The sequence below is a fragment of the Paenibacillus sp. KACC 21273 genome (assembly GCF_028736095.1).
In the GTDB taxonomy this organism is placed as follows: Bacteria; Bacillota; Bacilli; order Paenibacillales; family Paenibacillaceae; genus Saccharibacillus; species Saccharibacillus kyungheensis.
Genome location: NZ_CP117876.1, coordinates 222,078 through 239,232, shown reverse-complemented (window position 1 = coordinate 239,232; position 17,155 = coordinate 222,078). Strand labels below are relative to the sequence as shown.

General features: G+C 39.7%; 14 protein-coding genes and 1 riboswitch. Of the genes, 2 read left to right on the top strand and 12 right to left on the bottom strand.

Annotation, left to right across the window (positions count from 1 at the left end; all coding sequences use genetic code 11):
* Positions 1-70: 70 nt before the first annotated feature.
* From PQ460_RS01105 to PQ460_RS01095, 3 genes are all read right to left on the bottom strand, one after another.
* Entirely contained in the window at positions 71-1,174 is a 1,104-nt protein-coding gene (locus tag PQ460_RS01105) for a carbohydrate ABC transporter permease (protein ID WP_273614103.1), read from the bottom strand.
* A complete protein-coding gene (locus PQ460_RS01100; RefSeq protein WP_273614104.1) occupies positions 1,174-2,256 on the bottom strand; it encodes a carbohydrate ABC transporter permease in 1,083 nt (360 codons plus the stop codon). The genes PQ460_RS01105 and PQ460_RS01100 overlap by 1 nt, the downstream gene beginning before the upstream one ends.
* 107 nt (positions 2,257-2,363) lie before the next feature.
* Positions 2,364-3,791 (bottom strand): ABC transporter substrate-binding protein, encoded by a 1,428-nt coding sequence (locus PQ460_RS01095; RefSeq protein WP_274171482.1) that lies wholly within the window; start codon positions 3,789-3,791, stop codon positions 2,364-2,366.
* Positions 3,792-4,272: 481 nt separating this feature from the next.
* Here PQ460_RS01095 and PQ460_RS01090 point away from each other — a divergent pair, with 481 nt between their 5' ends.
* Positions 4,273-9,039 carry an immunoglobulin-like domain-containing protein gene (locus tag PQ460_RS01090; RefSeq protein WP_274171481.1) on the top strand — a complete coding sequence of 1,589 codons (4,767 nt, stop codon included), beginning with the start codon at positions 4,273-4,275 and terminating at the stop codon, positions 9,037-9,039.
* A gap of 204 nt (positions 9,040-9,243) precedes the next feature.
* On the opposite strand, the gene PQ460_RS01085 is transcribed toward PQ460_RS01090, so the two are convergent.
* Positions 9,244-9,579 (bottom strand): DUF1475 family protein, encoded by a 336-nt coding sequence (locus PQ460_RS01085; protein ID WP_274171480.1) that lies wholly within the window; start codon positions 9,577-9,579, stop codon positions 9,244-9,246.
* 507 nt (positions 9,580-10,086) lie between these two features.
* On the opposite strand from PQ460_RS01085, the gene PQ460_RS01080 reads away from it, so the two are divergent.
* Complete coding sequence (locus tag PQ460_RS01080) at positions 10,087-11,022, top strand: aldo/keto reductase (RefSeq protein ID WP_274171479.1); 936 nt, start codon at positions 10,087-10,089, stop codon at positions 11,020-11,022.
* A 212-nt stretch (positions 11,023-11,234) separates the two neighbouring features.
* Here PQ460_RS01080 and PQ460_RS01075 read toward each other — a convergent pair whose 3' ends face one another.
* From PQ460_RS01075 to PQ460_RS01040, 8 genes are all read right to left on the bottom strand, one after another.
* On the bottom strand, positions 11,235-11,708 hold the full coding sequence (locus PQ460_RS01075) for a DUF6526 family protein (RefSeq protein WP_274171478.1): 474 nt from the start codon (positions 11,706-11,708) through the stop codon (positions 11,235-11,237).
* Positions 11,709-11,845: 137 nt separating this feature from the next.
* On the bottom strand, positions 11,846-12,346 hold the full coding sequence (locus PQ460_RS01070; RefSeq protein WP_274171477.1) for a DinB family protein: 501 nt from the start codon (positions 12,344-12,346) through the stop codon (positions 11,846-11,848).
* Between the two features lie 22 nt (positions 12,347-12,368).
* Positions 12,369-13,745, bottom strand: a complete 1,377-nt coding sequence (locus PQ460_RS01065) for a sodium-dependent transporter (protein ID WP_274171476.1) — start codon at positions 13,743-13,745, stop codon at positions 12,369-12,371.
* A 98-nt stretch (positions 13,746-13,843) separates the two neighbouring features.
* Entirely contained in the window at positions 13,844-14,413 is a 570-nt protein-coding gene (locus PQ460_RS01060; RefSeq protein ID WP_274171475.1) for a GNAT family N-acetyltransferase, read from the bottom strand.
* Positions 14,410-14,952: a hypothetical protein gene (locus PQ460_RS01055; protein ID WP_274171474.1), complete on the bottom strand. Its 543-nt coding sequence runs from the start codon at positions 14,950-14,952 to the stop codon at positions 14,410-14,412. The genes PQ460_RS01060 and PQ460_RS01055 overlap by 4 nt, the downstream gene beginning before the upstream one ends.
* A gap of 23 nt (positions 14,953-14,975) precedes the next feature.
* Entirely contained in the window at positions 14,976-15,296 is a 321-nt protein-coding gene (locus tag PQ460_RS01050) for a hypothetical protein (RefSeq protein ID WP_274171473.1), read from the bottom strand.
* A 45-nt stretch (positions 15,297-15,341) separates the two neighbouring features.
* Positions 15,342-16,079 carry an oxidoreductase gene (locus PQ460_RS01045; RefSeq protein ID WP_274171472.1) on the bottom strand — a complete coding sequence of 246 codons (738 nt, stop codon included), beginning with the start codon at positions 16,077-16,079 and terminating at the stop codon, positions 15,342-15,344.
* 81 nt (positions 16,080-16,160) lie between these two features.
* Positions 16,161-16,556 carry a hypothetical protein gene (locus PQ460_RS01040; RefSeq protein WP_273614116.1) on the bottom strand — a complete coding sequence of 132 codons (396 nt, stop codon included), beginning with the start codon at positions 16,554-16,556 and terminating at the stop codon, positions 16,161-16,163.
* A 121-nt stretch (positions 16,557-16,677) separates the two neighbouring features.
* A riboswitch (cyclic di-AMP (ydaO/yuaA leader) is annotated at positions 16,678-16,854 on the bottom strand.
* Positions 16,855-17,155: the final 301 nt, after the last annotated feature.

The following is a 17,155-nucleotide window of genomic DNA, read 5'->3' as shown; positions in this document are numbered from 1 at the left end:
TACATAAAAGACCGCTCCTCCTGTATCGAAGAGCGGTCTTTTATTATCGTCTTTTGGACTAAACAGGTTATTATCCTTTGATCGATCCACCCAATAGACCACGTACAAAGTACTTCTGTAATGCAAAGAATACAGCAAGTGGTGTTAGCATAGAGACAAATGCCGCTGCTGTTAACAGATGCCAGTCACTACCACGCGAACCAACCATATTCGCAATATTCATTGACAATACCTGTACTTCCGGTTGAGAACCGAGGAAGATAAGTGATACCAGATAATCGTTCCATACCCATAAGAACTGGAAGATACTAATCGAAGCCAGTGCAGGTACAGACAATGGAAGAATTAATTTAGAGAAAATGGTAAAGTTAGTTGCTCCATCCATATAAGCCGATTCGAACAGATCACGAGGAAGCTGACTAATCGAATTGTACATAAAGTACGTAATTAGCGGCAGACCAAATGCCGTATGTGCTAACCATATACCGAAGTACGTTCCATTGAGTCCAAGTGCTGTATAATCTCGCAAAATCGGAATCAAAGCAACTTGTAAAGGTACAACCAGTAGTGCAATCACGATTACAAAAAAGACGCGTCGTCCTTTGAACTTGAGCCATGCAAAAGCATATGCGGCAAAGGAAGCAATAAAGATCGGGATGACTGTCGATGGAATAACAACAGCGATCGTATTCCAGAACGATCTTCCCATCCCGCTACCTTGCTCGGTTTTGACAGTGCCATCAGGTTGCGTGATTTTGTACTGTTTACCGCCTAGCACTGTTTCATAGTTCAGCGTTGTAAAATCAAGTGTGAATCCACTCCATTTTTTATCCTGAACATCTACAGTACGTGAACGGCGATTTTCCCAGACCAGACGTTTATCACCTTGCATTACACCTGATTTGAGCTGATCATCGCTAAATGTCTGTCCATTAACGGTGATCGGCTGACGAAGATCAGTATCTTTGGGAAGTTTCACTTGTTCTTCAGTTGCCCACTGGCGATGAGGGAATACGGTCCACCAACCGGTCTGCAAAATATCTGCTGCCGGACGCACTGATGAGATCAATAACCCCAGTGTAGGAATAAACCAGATAATACAGATAATCGCTAGAATCGTATTAACCAACCAATTCGCTTTGCGTTTGGGTGCTTTATTTTTTCGTTTAGCCATCAGAAGCTTCCCTCCTTCTGAAGCTGGCGCAGATTCAGGATAATAACCGGAATAACTGCAATCAGCAACACAATCGCAAGCGTCGAACCATAGCCTGCATTTTGATACATAAATAATTGACGGTAGAATTCAGTTGCAACTACTTCTGTTCCGTACTGTCCACCAGTCATAATCATAACGACATCGAATATTTTCAGTGTAAATACGATAATCGTTGTCGTAACTGCAAGTACTGTACTAGAGATCACAGGCAACATAATTTTGAAAAAGATACGTACTTCACCTGCGCCATCCATCCGCGCGGCTTCCAACATATCTTCCGGTATACCTTTGATCGAAGCGGAAAAGATAACCATAGCAAACCCGGTCTGCATCCAGACCAATATGACAATCAAGAAGAGGTTATTCCAGGGTTGCACCATACTGAGCCAGCCCTGCGGCTGGAGTCCTAACTGCACCATAATAGCGTTAAGTAGACCGATCTGGTCATCGCCTGGTTGGTAGTAATAGATGAATTTCCAGATAACCCCTGCGGCTACGAACGAAATCGCCATCGGCATAAAAACAATCGCTTTGGCAAGACGTTCAAAGCTACTGCGGTCAGCCAGTACAGCGACTAACATGCCTAAAATAACGCACGCTAAGGTTCCGAATACCACCCACAGCAAGTTATTGCGTAGCGCTGTTAACAATAGTCTGTCTGTAAAAACAGCTCCAAAGTTAGCTAGCCCTACAAATCGGGTCGAATCGGCATTGAAAAAACTAAGATATAATGTACGTAATGTTGGTAAAAAGAGCAACCAGCCTAGCAATAATACAGCCGGCCCTACAAATACATAAGGAATGACGCGTTCTTTCCATTTATCCGAATATTGCTCAACTACCCAGTTCAATGAAAAATAAATAGAATAGATCCCAAATATTCCCCAGATCACAGCAAGCAAAGCATTCAAGACCGGTGGAAGATCCGAGCTTCTAAAAAATAAAAAGATCGAGAAATGCAAGCCTACGTTTAAAGCAGGAACAAGTATTGATAACAAAATCAACTTCAACATAGACCCTTGATTGGCTCGCACGTCCATCGGCTTTCCCCCTTAATCAAGCCAAAATCGGACCGATAGCATCGGCCCGTTCTGACTCATGTCAATGTATACCTGCTATCTACATGCATAGTATCTATCGTGCGATACTATTGTTTTTTGAAGCCTGATTGAATCTCAGCCATCGCTTCATCTAGATTAGCTGTACCACTCACATAATCCGTCATACCTTTCCAGAACGTTCCTGCGCCTACAGCACTTGGCATCAAGTCAGAACCGTCAAAGCGGATTGTTTTGGCTTCTTGTACAAACTGAGACATACGACGTTCTTGATCATTAGCGAACCAATCATCAGGAGTACCGTTCATTGGAGGTGTTACACCACCGGATTGAATCCAGCTTTGTAGAGATTCTGCTGTTGTAAAGAATTCCATGACTGCACGTACTTCTGGACGATCATTGAACATCGCATAGATATCACCAGAGATCATCGCAGGTGTACCATATTGCTCATCAATCGATGGGAACGGGAACCAGTCATACTCGTCTGCTGTTACGCCTTCAGGAATAAAGGATACGATAAATCCAGCTTGACGGTTTAACCATGCTTTTGGAGGATCTGTAAACAACGGTTGGATGGAATCCCCGAAGTTCGTTGTTACGATTGAACTACGTCCACCGTATACATAATCTTTGTTGAACCAGATATCAGACATTTTTTTAACTGCATTTTTAACAATAGGATCTGTAAATGGCAAGTCGCCTTTTACCCATTTGTCATAGTTTTCAGGAGTAGTTGTACGAAGCATAATATCTTCGATCCAGTCTGTTGCAGGCCAGCCTGTTGCTGTACCACTTTCAATACCGATACTCCAAGCAGGATCGCCATCTTTAGCGATTTGCTCTGTTAATGCCATCATTTCGTCCCAAGTCTTAGGTACTTCATAACCAGCATCTGCGAATGCTTTTTTGTTGTACCATACTAAGCTTTTCACACTACTACGTGCCCATACGCCCGCAGTAATTTCTTTGCCGCCTTCACCTTTCATCTTCGCCATATCTAGCCAGCTATCTTTGTATTGCTCTTTCAGATAGTTAGCATCCATAAAGCTAGATACATCAACCACTTTACCAGAGTTAGCGAATCCTTCTAACAATCCTGGTTGTGGGAAGTCAGCGATATCCGGTGCATTACCACCGTTAACACGTACATTGATAGTAGCTTCAAATTCTTTGGAACCTTCATAAGCAATATCAATACCGGTTTGATCTTCGAATGCTTTGATACTTGCATTGAATTTCTGCTCATCCGCGTCTACGAATGGACCGTACATCGTTACTTTAGTTCCTTTATATTCACCTTTTAAGGCTTTTTCTAATTCAGATCCAGCTGGAACTTTCGCTGTCTTGATCATATCTGTACCTGTTGTTGTCGTTGCTGTTGTATCTGTTCCGGTTGCAGCGGGTTCTGTTGATGCTGTATTACTTGTTGTTCCTCCGCATGCACTCATGACGACTGAAAATAGCAAAACCATCATCAGTGACATTGTGCTGCTTTTTTTCAACTTACGCTTCATGTACTCAGCCCCTTTTTTTTAATTACACCTTGAATCAAGAACAACAAAAGAACATAAATAACATAATTAGATATTTTTTACTTCTTACCCATTTTCTTATGTAATGAGCAAAAAGTAAATAGGAATTTGATAACGCTATCAAAAAATCTTCAAACTCCTGTTATACAGTAGAAAAATAGCATTTACAAAAGAGAGGGATTACATCTATACATGTACTCACAACACTCTTTGCAAACGCTTGCATTCATCTGCAACCTCATTTTAGGACATGATTGACTCATAAGCAAGAGTTATTTTCATCAATGAAAATAATTTAAATTTACCCTTATCTGTGCTATATATCGCCATTAATCATTAATAGATATGTAATGGATAAAAATGGTAAAATCATGATCTTAATAAATGTTCAGAAATTGTTCAGTCTGATTCGATATAGTAAAACAAGATTCACGATTTAAAAAGCAAAGGGGATATTTACAGCATGAAAAAATGGATGATTTTATGCTTAGCTGTATTGATTGCATTGCCGGGGACAGCAACGACAAATGTTTTTGCTGAGGACAATACAACCAATACAACAACTAGCAACGAATCAAGCTCGGTTACCAATGACACCTACTCTTCTGGCACTCCTGTCACTCATGTCGAAAGTACAAATACTGGTGTTTCTTCGAATCAAACAAACAGTAAACCTGTGATTACGTTGATTGGAGATGCACAGATTCAAATTAAAGTAGGTAGTACCTTTTCTGATCCAGGTGTAACCGTACAAGACGATGTATACCCTGATCTCAAAACAGCTAATATCACTTACGAGTACAACGGTTCTCCTGTAACTAAAGTTGATACGAGTTTAGAAGGTATATTCAAGATTCACTACAATGTAACTAACGGTGATAATGTAGCCGCTGATGAGGTTATCCGCACAGTTCTTGTTACAAGTTCCAAACAATATATCGATTTATCAAGCGTTACTCTTTCTAACGCTTATGGTATGGCATACTATGGTGATTATGTTTATGTCGCTCAACGCGATCAAGGAATATCTCGTGTAGATCTTTACACAGGTAAAGTAACTTCTATTGTAAAAACTGCTCGTTCTTTTATGGGAGTTGCTTTAAATTCTTCTGGTGACTTGTTTTATACTATTGATAGTGATCCGAATATTTACAAAGTATCTCACAAAGATATGCTTGAATTACCATTGAGTAATACAGCCTTCAGTGAGAGCAGTACTGTATTCTTTTCTGACAAATATAATTATATTTATGGTTTAGCTATCGATGCTAAAGATAATGTATATTTCTCTGATTATTCAACAAGAGCTATTTTAAAAATTCCAGCAGGTACAAACAGTGCTAAGGTCGTAATTGAAAATTTTTCCACCTCTTTCACAAGCTTTTCGTTCGACCTATCTGGAAACCTTTATACTGCTGGGGATAATGAAAAAGTTTATCGTATTTCTTCACAAGATTTGACTAGTATTCCTTTACAATCAAGCAGTTTGGTTAATTTAAAGCCAAATTCTTATACCCGTGCTTATGGAATTGTTTTTCTTTCCAATGGAGATTCTTACATTGGTAGTGGTGGATCTATGCAAAAATCACCTTTACAACCTACAGCTCCAACCCTTGCACTTGTCGGTAATTCTACAATCACATTAAGTGTAGGTGATACTTTTGTAGAACCTGGTGTAGTGATTACAGATAATAACTATACTGATCTAGTTGCAAAAATGAGCTATACGTTAAATGGTACTCCCGTTTCTAGTATAGACACCAATATTGCTGGTACGTATACCATTTATTACAATGTTACTAATCCTACAAATCTTTCTGCTGAGCAAGTCACTCGTACAGTTATTGTTAAGCCATTTAGTGGCTATTTCGATCTTAGTAAAGTAAATATTCAAAGCCCATACGGTATGGCTTATCACAATGGATATGTATATGTATCCTCCTATGGACAAGGTATTGATCGTATATCAGTAACTACAGGTGAAGTAGAACATATAGTTAAATCTTCAAATAGTTTTTTCGGTGTCGCTTTAAATAAAGCGGGCGATCTATTTTATACCAAAAACGGAGATAAACATGTTTACAAAATATCTGCAAAATATCTCCAAGATCTTCCGTTAGATTCAGCAAATTTTAATGACTATTCAAACGTTTTCGATTCATACAATAACACTAGTATGTACGGGTTGGCTATTGATAACAATGATAATATGTATATTGGAAGCTACAATTACAGCTCCAACTCTGACAGTAGCCTTATCAAAGTAAACCTGACAACGAAAGCAAGACAAAACGTACTCACAAATAATACAAATTCTAATTATCATGGTATTTTGGGAGTCACTACAGATGCCAAAGGAAATTTATTTTATAGCAGTAGCGGATTTTTAAGTGTGGGGCTTAGAAAGATAAGTTATGATCATTTACAAAGCTTACCTGTAGATAATTCACTTATCGAGTCTTACCCAAGTGATTTTTATTCTGCAGTAGGACTGGTTATCCTGCCGAATAGTAAAGGATATTATAGTAATGGTATTTCTATTCGACCATTCCAAAAAGCCTCTCCTCCTGTTATCACATTGAATGGTGATTACTCTGTACGACTAACTCAAGGTGATGCTTATGTTGATGCAGGCGTTGCTATTACAGATGCTGTAGATAGCAATCTACAACCAACTGTCACTTATACGTTAAATGGTGAGCCTGTAAATGCTATTGATACCTCTGTTGTAGGTGAATACATTGTTCATTACAATGTACAAAATAGCTCTGGTTTGAGTGCACAAGAAGTGACTCGTTATGTATCAGTCAAAGCTATTCCGACCGATCTTACACAAGTTGAACTTAATCGTCCATTTGAATTAGCGTATTTCAATGGTGATGTATATTATGCTGATTATGATCGTGGACTTTACAAAGTTTCTACCAAAACATTAAAAGTGACTCACCTTTCTAAAGGCGATGATATCGTTGCTGTAACATTAAACAAAGCTGGAGACCTATACTACTCCAAATCTGGTGATAATCGTGTATGGGTGCTAGATCATAAGTATCTGCAAGACAGTGAATTACTGCCTTATACAACTTCAGATTTAGAAGAATATAGCACTCTTTATTACACTGCGCCTAGTCAAGTGTTTAATCCATCCAGTGAACCTATTAATCTCATTTCTACTCAAGGTATGAAAAATGCTACATCTATTACTGGACTTGCTTTAGATCAACAAGATCGTTTGTATATTGCTACTACTACAAATGATTATTTTAGCGAAACATCGACTTCTAATATTGTTCGTCTATCTGGTGCCAATCTGAATCCTGAATTGGTTGCATCTTATCCAACAGTCATTCGTGGTATTACGATTAGCCAATTTGGTAATTTATATGTAAATGTGGGATATGCCTACTTGTACAAAGCAAAAGCTTCTTTACTTCAAAATCTTCCTGTTGCAACACAGAATTTTGAAATGATGGGTGAAACAAACTTTGCTTATGGTGTTGCATTCTTACCAGACCATACAGGGTATGTAAGTTCTGCAAAATCAGGTACATTGACTAAACTAAACTTCTTGGATGAAGCAGAAGTGATTCCAGTAACTGGTGTTACTTTAGACAAAGCAACATTAGATTTCAAGAAAAAAGGCGCTGCTCAAACATTAAAAGCAACTGTAACTCCTGATAATGCTACAGATTCTACTGTATTATGGATCAGCAGCAATCCAAGTGTAGCTACAGTAACTGACGGTGTTGTTACTCCAATCGGTAAAGGTACAGCAATCATCAGCGCTTACTCTGTATCTCAAAAAGAACTGTTCGCAAGTGCAACTGTAACAGTCAAAGAATCCGATGATAAAACATCTTCTTCAGGTGGTTCACAAAAGATCACACTTGATGTAGATGATGGTAAAGGCAAAACAACGATTCCTGCTACAGCAGTGGTCAACCGTACAACTCAAGCTAATGGTCAAAAACAAGATCAGATCACATTCTCAACTGATAAAGTGATCGAAGCGATTACGAAGCTAAAAGATGCTGCTCAACAAACGGTTCGTCTAGTTGTTCCAGATGCTAGCGATGAAGTGTCTCAAACCGATATCACTTTACCGTTAACAGCAGCGAAAGATTTGAAAAATGCAGCAATGAATTTAGAAATCAGCACTAACGATGCGAAATTGTCTGTTGCTTCTACTTCATTGAACAACATTACAAACGATCTTTATTTCCACTTTGTACCACTCAAAACAGTAGCACAACAAAATGCAGTGGCGAATCGTGCAAAACAAGAACAGATCGTAAAACAAGCTCTAGGCAATGGTGATATCTCTGTAGTGGGTCGTCCAATGACGATTGAAACGAATTTGCAAAATCAACCGGTTCAATTGGTAATGCCGATCGATAACAGTGCGATTCCACAAGATGCAACAGCCAAACAACAATGGTTAAATCAATTGCGTATCTTTATCGAGCATAGTGATGGCGATCGTGAATTGGTACAACCAAGCGTAGTGGATTATGGTAATGGTCAGACAGGTCTACAATTTACAGTTAACAAATTCAGTACATTTACGATTGTAGATATGCAGAACCTGGCATCTGCTCCAACGAATAATTCAACAACAGATAACAACAATGTCAATACAGATACAACTGCTGGTGTAGTCAAACCTGCTTATATCCAGGGTTACCCGGATCAAACATTCCGTCCAAACAACAGCATTACTCGTGCGGAAATGGCTTCCCTATTGTATCGTTTACAAGCAACTGCACCAAAAGCATCTGCTAGTGGTAACGGAAGTTATTCTGATGTATCTGCTACGTTCTGGGCACATCAAGCCATTGCTTCTATGCAATCCACTGGACTGATGAAAGGTCTAACAAACGGTAAGTTCGCTCCAGCTCAACCGATCACTCGTGCAGAGATGGCTGCTATTGTAAGCCGCTGGCAAGGTCTTAGCGGTACAGGAAGCTCCTTTGCGAATGATATCAACGGACACTGGGCAGCAAACGATATTAAGCGTGTAACAACGGCTGGATTGATGCAAGGTGTATCACCTTCTAGCTTCCAACCAGATCAACCGTTAACTCGTGCTCAAGCCGTAACAATTTTGAACAAAATTTTAGAAAAAACAGCTAACTTAACAGCTGGCAACAAAGCATGGAAAGATGTTCCTGCTAGTCACTGGGCTTATGCAGATATCATGAAAGCTTCTAACTCCTACACTTTGAAATAAGTAGCGATTAAGAAGACAAATGAGCATTGTATCATTCAAAGGGCAACCTCCTATTCGTAGGAAGTTGCCCTTTTTGATTTGTCTTACGAATTGTATTGCGAGTCGTCTTGTGAATGATCATTTTAATAATAGTAGAACATTATTAATTTTCTAAAATCACATTACAAACCGACTATTGATTTCATCTAGTTTTATATTCATTTTCTAGTGCCCTATTACTCGTTTGCCATAAAAGAATTTATTCCAATCTCCATCGCTATGACGTAACGCTAGATAAATATACAGCGACGTGGAGAAGTTACCCAGACAGATACATAACAAGATCCACAGAAGCAATTTCCAACCCGATTCTTTGCGAAAAATCATCCAAGAAATAAATAAAATCATCCCCACATAAAAATCGACCAGCACCAACCGACCCCATAACAATGACAACAACATTTGCCCTTCTACCAACACATCTCCAAATACAGCCCCGTACACATTGCTACAGATCATCACAATAAATAAAACCAAACTCAACACTTTAGCCGTTTTCATTGATCCTCTTCTCCTACCTTCCCTCACGTACATGTTCATTCCCTACACTGACCCAATCCTATAGAACATATCTGATAACCATCTTCTTGCCATCTATTTTCTTCCAATCTATTCATCTAACTACCCTATACATCCTCTTACTCCACACCATTCATAACTACACTAACTCCTAATTATATACTCTTTCCCTTCCTGCCCCTCCTCTTCAAGGAGAGGAATCATTCACACTTGTTTTAAATTACCCACCCCCATGCCTCCTCGCACAGAGCAGAAGAAAATAATTTATTCTGAAAGTCGCCTTTGAAGTCCAATCCCGACTGCTTGCCAGTCATTCAAGGGATTAGACTTCACCAGCGACGGCAAGAACAAATTATTTTCTGGAGCGTATTCCCGCCAAGCATAAAATTCCGAATTCAAAACCCAATTATTCCGATATTTTAACTCCACATGATATTCTGTTAAAATAGAAGAGAATCAAGTAAAGAGATCGAAGGAGCTGAATGAATCATGACTGAAAAACAACAATTAGGTAAAAGCGATCTATGGGTAAATCCAATCGGACTGGGTACGAATGCGGTTGGTGGACATAATATTTATCCTAATTTGGATGAAGAAGTCGGTAAAGAAATGATCCGCACTGCACTAGCAGAAGGAATAGATTTTCTAGATACTGCATTCATTTATGGACCTAAGCGCTCTGAAGAATTGATTGGTGAAGTGCTTCAAGAAACAGGTAAGCGTAAAGACGTTATTATCGCTACCAAAGGTGCTCATAAATTTACAGATAGCGGCGAAGTGGTGATTGATAACTCACCTGAATTTCTACGTGCAAGTGTAGAAGGAAGTCTACAACGCCTACAAACCGATTATATTGATTTATTTTATATTCATTTCCCTGATGAACATACACCAAAAGATCAAGCTGTAGCCGAGCTGAAAAAGTTGAAAGACGAAGGTAAAATTCGGGCGATCGGTGTATCTAACTTCTCGTTAGAACAGTTAAAAGAAGCGAACAAAAACGGCGATGTCGATGTCCTTCAATCTCATTACAATCTGTTCCATCGAGATGCTGAACAAGATCTATTACCGTATACCGCTGAAAATGGAATTACATTTATTCCTTATTTCCCGCTTGCTTCAGGATTACTAGGTGGTAAATATACCAAAGATACCAAGTTCGATGATATTCGTGCAAATAACCCACTCTTTACAGGTGAAGCGTTTATCAATAATTTAGAAAAAGTAGATAAACTTCGCCCGATTGCACAAGCCAAAGGTGTCGATATTGCTCATATTGTATTAGCATGGTATCTTACACGCGATTCGATTGATGCTGTTATTCCAGGTGCGAAGCGCGCTGAGCAAGTGAAAGACAATCTCCAAACGCTACATGTACAATTAACACCACAAGAAATTGCACAGATTGATACCATTTTTAGCTAAATAATTATCTGTATTCTAAATAGCAAAGCCGAGCGCCTACATGATCTGTAGTGCTCGGCTTTTTGGTGTGGTTTCAATTTTTATAGTGTCTATTTGGAGTGATCGAGGTATGTCATAACAAAAAAAGCCGCTCTATAGAGAGCGACTTCAGGCTATATTCTATATCATTTCGATACACATCATAGGTTGATAAGTATCATATTCGCTATCGACTAGATACGCATATGATCGACGCGCCAGTTCGTAATCGCATTTTCGATATCTGAACTGGATAGATTCTCATTGGCTGCACGTTCGGATAATGCAGGAAATTCTGCATCACTTGCATAACGAAGTGCAATAATTTGAGCTTTGGATAGACGAGGGTCTAATTCTTTACCGGTTAAACGGAAATAACGGAACTGTTCTTCGATACGCACAATGCGATCTTGCGTTTTGGTCGCATAGACTCGAATTCGCGGAATCGCAAAAAATAAACAAACCATTAATATTAACAGTAACCATGATAACAATACATGCTCATCATAACGAATCGCTTCGACCCAATAGATCACAGTTAGCACAAACGTTACTAATAAAAGAGGCAAAGCCACAAAATGATATGGCCAATCATAACGAATCGATTTCTTCTTCGGTGGTGTTGCCATGATTACACATCCTTTTTCTACTGTAAATGTAGTTCCCATGTATTATTACACCAATCCCTGGAAATACTACCATGATCACAAAGAAAGAAAAGAGATCGACGGCTCATAGCAGAACACTTTCGCTTATAAAGAAGAAATAATACTCACCACAATCATACAAAGACCTGATGTATACATTAAGCAGGATATCCGCCGCCCGGTGGTGGCCATGCGCCAAACAGACGACGTAACAATACGATTTCGCCTAAATGATACGTATTATGCGAAGCGATATTACGCAACAATCCAGCCGCCGTTTCTCCCGGGAAATGAACTAATGGTTGCTCCAGATTCATCGTACGTGCTAACTCACAAGCGTAATCGATCCCTTGCAAAAAGCGATCCAATACATCTTGCCATGTCGCTTCATCGACAGCTTGGACTTCTGTAGGCCAACTTTCGCTAACATTCGCTGGCAATTGAGGCTTTTCACCGCGTAAATGAGTCAACATAAAGTCTTGCCAGTAACTCATATGACTAATCAGTTGGTAAATTGTATAAGGAGAATGTTCTAGCACACGACCGGACAATTCTAGATCGATATCCGACAACGCGCGCGCGATAGGTAAATGCCCTCTTTCTCCGATCAAAGACTGTACTAATGCTTTGGAAAAAGCTTCTTGAGAAGAAATGGTCATATAAATGCTCCTTTTTTCGTATTTATTCCGGTTGAGGCGGTTGAATAATGCCTATAGAAAATAAGAAGATCAGGATAATTAAGATCGGTGCAATATAACGTAAAATAAACATCCATGTATCGTACCAAAATCCTGATAATCCTGCTTCTTCACCTGCGCGTTTCCATGCATATCCGGTAAAGATCGTAACAATAAATCCGCCCACAGGCATCAAAATATAAGAAGTAACAAAGTCGAATACATCAAAAATACTTTTGCCATCCAATGTGATAAAGCTAAGAACACCCCCGACAGATAACGCGGCAGGAACACCGAGTATGAAAGAGAAAATACAGACAATACTCGCTGCTTTTTTACGAGTCCAATTCCATTGTCCCATCGCATACGCTACAGGTACTTCGAGAATAGAGAAGCATGAAGTAATCGCCGCAATCGCTAGCAATAAGAAGAATAGACCGCCAAAAAAAGCACCTAAAGGCATTTGCGCAAATGCCGCAGGCAACGCCATAAATGCTAGCCCTACCCCTTGATCCGGTTTGAGTCCATAAGAGAATACTGTAGGGAAAATAATCAGCCCTGCTAATAGTGCATAGAACAAGTCTCCTGCTCCAATAGCAAGCGCTGCTTTACCTAGTGATTGCTCTTTACGCACATAAGAACCGTACGTTAACATACAACCCATTCCAAGTGACAGCGAGAAGAACGCATGTCCTAGCGCTGTTAAGATCGAAGCCCGACTTAACTTATCAAAATCAGGTGCTAAGAAAAATTCTACCCCTGCCGCTGCTCCAGGCAACGTCAATGAACGGAACATCAATATTAGCAAAATAACCAAAAATCCTGGAATCAGAATCTTATTGTATTTCTCAATTCCGCCAGATACCCCTTTAGCTATAACGATACCTGTAATTAACATTACAACCGCTTGCCAGAACAATGGTGCATAACCACCAGCAAAATTTGTAAATGCTGCTGTAAAATCAGTATTAACATCAGACAGACTACCGCTAAAAGACAATACCGTATAATGCAATGTCCATCCTGCTACCACACCGTAATAACACATAATCAAGAAAGAAGTCACTACTGGAATCGTACCGATCCATTTCCAATGCTTCTTCCCTGTAATGTTGAAAAGCGAAGCCGCAGCATTACCCCGTCCACTTCGACCAATCGCCATTTCTGCCAATAGAATCGGTAGACCTACTACGATCAGACAAATAATAAACATTAAGAAAAATGCAGCCCCACCGTATTTACCGGTGATATAAGGGAACTTCCACATATTCCCCAGACCTACTGAACTACCAATCGCTGCCAAAATAAACCCGCTTGTTGAAAACCGTTCGATCTTACCACTGCCTGTACTTGCTGAACCTGAACCTTCTTTTTGTGCCATAGGTATACTCCTTATCAATAAAGTGAATTATGCCTATGTTACACAAAACGTTATATATTGTCCATGAAAAGAAAGTAACAAACTGAAAAAAATCATGATTATTCGTTTTTTTGCTGATTATTAAAGCAATACGAGAGCAATTGTTGCTGATCTTCATCTGTTATTTCGCGCTTACTGTACTGATCCTCTGTATATTGTGACAATATATTGTTCCAGAACGATTGAGTATGATGATTTCGTGAGGAAGCATTGGTCTGTAGTTCCCAATCGCCTCGATATTGGTCAAATACGTGAATAGCCGCTTGCTGAGCGACTCCTTGTCCACGAAATGGACGCATAACAAAAAACTCATTTAAGTAATAGTGTGCATGAGAACCATCAGGGATATAAGGAGGAGTCGCTATCAAAGCAAATCCAGCAGGCACGCCGTTCACACGAATAATCCACGGATATAGAACCCCTGGATGTCGCCACCAGATCAGAAACGCATCGCTTTGCTGGTGAAGCGTAGCATATTGTTCTTCATCAAATATGCCTTGTGAGTTCGGCTGACGTTCCCATATCTCTGACAGATCGTACAAGTAATATGGATACATATTGCATATGATATGAGCTTCTTCTTCCCGGCACAGAGTTACCTGAATATGGTTGTTCGTATCGTGATTCATCTTATTCTCCTGTCTGCATCATCTGCCGGATTCCATTTCCATTCTATAATGACATAATCGCTATATTCACGCCGTATCGTGGCTCCACAACGCTCGATATACGTATGATGTAATTTGGCATACGAGCGTTCATTTTTGAAAATATGTGCAGCCAGTAGACGATATCCTTCAGTCGCTAATGTATCTCGTAACAACGTAATCACAGGTACAGCTAATTTGAGATCTTGATAATTGAAATAAATTTGAAAATCACTGATATAGACCGCATCCAGCCCACACCCTTTTTCAGAAGGATCATCTTCTGACTCGGTAGGCTTAGCAGCTTGTGAATATGTGACCTTGAGATACCCGATCAACAACATCGAAGCAGGCGGAATGGTAGATTGATCATCCGATATAATCGTAGAACTATCTGTAGACCCTTCGAGCGCTGGTTCTGGTCTTTGCATATAGATATTTAGACTATGGGAGTGCGGTTCAAATGCAATATAAAAATCGCCAATTACACGACTGCACAGTGGAATATACCCGTCTGGCATAGAGCACTCCTACCTGTTATTCATTATTTTTGTAGAAATTGAATCGTAAATTGAATCGCTTCTAATGCTTCTTGCACAAATGCTTTATTTTCTTTTTCCCATTCATTCGGATCGTCCATAAATGAATCATCTAACCAATCTTCAAGTCCAGTCACGATTTTGCGACGTTCATTAGGTGCAGGTGCTTTTCCACGTAATGCTTGAATAGCACTGCGCATCACTTTGCAAGAAGATTGGATAAAAGGATAATCGTCTTTATCCCATGCTTTGGCATTATCCATATCGTAAAAAGCAATCCATTTTTCGATAATTGAAGCGGCTTGCTTTGGTTCTAACTGAGGCATATTGATATTCTCCATTTCTATAATTAAAAATTGAACTATAACCTACTACGATCTCGCTGATTTGCTTATCGAAGCAGAGCGACTCTGGGACTCGTCTGCGATTCGTTGCAATTGATCTGACATATATATGTGAGTACCTGACTTGGAGGTCTGAGCGATCCGATACATCGCTCGTGCAACGTCACTTGCTTCGATACCTCGATATTTGCGGAGAGGACCTATCATTAGAAATGATAATGCTTGAGAGACTACAGCACCGAATTGCTCTCCTGCGCGGCTATTTTTGCGTTTGCCTAGCAATAAAGAGGGGCGAACAATCGATAATGAAGAATAACCAACTTGTTGTAACCGTTGCTCCATATCTCCTTTGGTACGTGTATAGAAAATACTGGATTTGGGATCAGCGCCCATCGAGCTAATCACGATAAACTGCTTGGCTCCTTGTTTATACGCCACCATAGCGACAGACACAGGATACAATACATCAATCTCGATCATCTGCGCTTGCGTTCCTGCTTGCTTAATCGTTGTACCGAGACAGCAAAAAACATCATCTGCTTTCATCTCTGCTCGATAATCTTCTAATCTATGATAATCCACTACGATCTGTTGCAACTTCAGATGTTGTAGTTGTTGCACAGGTTCACGGACAAGAGCAATCACTCGTGTATATTCTGTGCTATCTAATAACTGACGCAACAACTTTTTGCCCACAAGACCTGTTGCTCCAGCGACGAGTGCTGTTTTACCGATCACAACGATCATCTCCATTCTGCGCATCATCTTGGTTCTCTATCTTCTTTATTATCAAGATATCACCGACAAATTGCAAAATAAAATGATCGTTGGATCAGCAGTCTTTTTTTATAATAAAAACGAAGCGCTACTTCCATTGGTATGAATAATATAATCTGCACCCAAACCACGATAAATTAAGCGTGATTGGCTGCCTTCTGTAATGACATATAGCTTATCAGATGTCCATGCACGACAGATCTGGATATAACGACAACATAACGGTAGACTACGTTCAAATAAATAGATTTTGCCAATATTCAATTGCGGGATACGCCATAAGTCTTGTCGCTGAGTATCTATTACTAGAATATGCTCAATGCCTATCTTTTCAAATCGAAGCTGATCTGCCTGACTGTTCACTATAATAGCAAACGGTATTTTTTTAACTTTGAGTAATTGAATAAATTGCTCCCCTGCTACTGTAGCAGGCGATACCAGTACAAATTCCTGTTCGTACTCCATGCGTGTTCGCGCTCCTCCACTCATTGTAGACAACAAAAAAAAGCCGTTAGAAGAGGACCTCTTCATCAGCTTCTAAGACAGGAGCAAAAAAAGCCCCTGATATGGCATAGATGACTGTTGTCGTCTCTCTTATTGCAGCTTACGAGGTTAGCTGACGGATTCGGAAGTAAGAGTCTCCCTACAGATAGATCAGCCTGAGCTGTCGTCTCTGATTCACCCCTGAATAGATCTGTAATACCCTGTCTATTCGTATGGTTCCCCCGCTTTCTGAAAGGTCTAGATTTAGCCTTTCAGCCATTAAGCTGTAATGAACTTGAATGAAATCATACGCCCGCCTTTTTCGTTTGTAAAGCAGTCTGAATCTTCATAAAGAGTGAATTTGAATCAATTCCTTTATCTTTTGAGCAGTATGCTCTTATTTGCATCATTCCATCCTTCTTTTTCTGCTGTTTGCGCAGTATTTATATAAACGGTTGTATCAGCGAGCATGATAGCCATTAGAACGTGATTGAGACCAATGAATCCGATTACATCGTTATTTTCAAGCATATAACGCCTATTAAAAGCTTAGATTTGATTTTACTTCTACCCTTAACGGT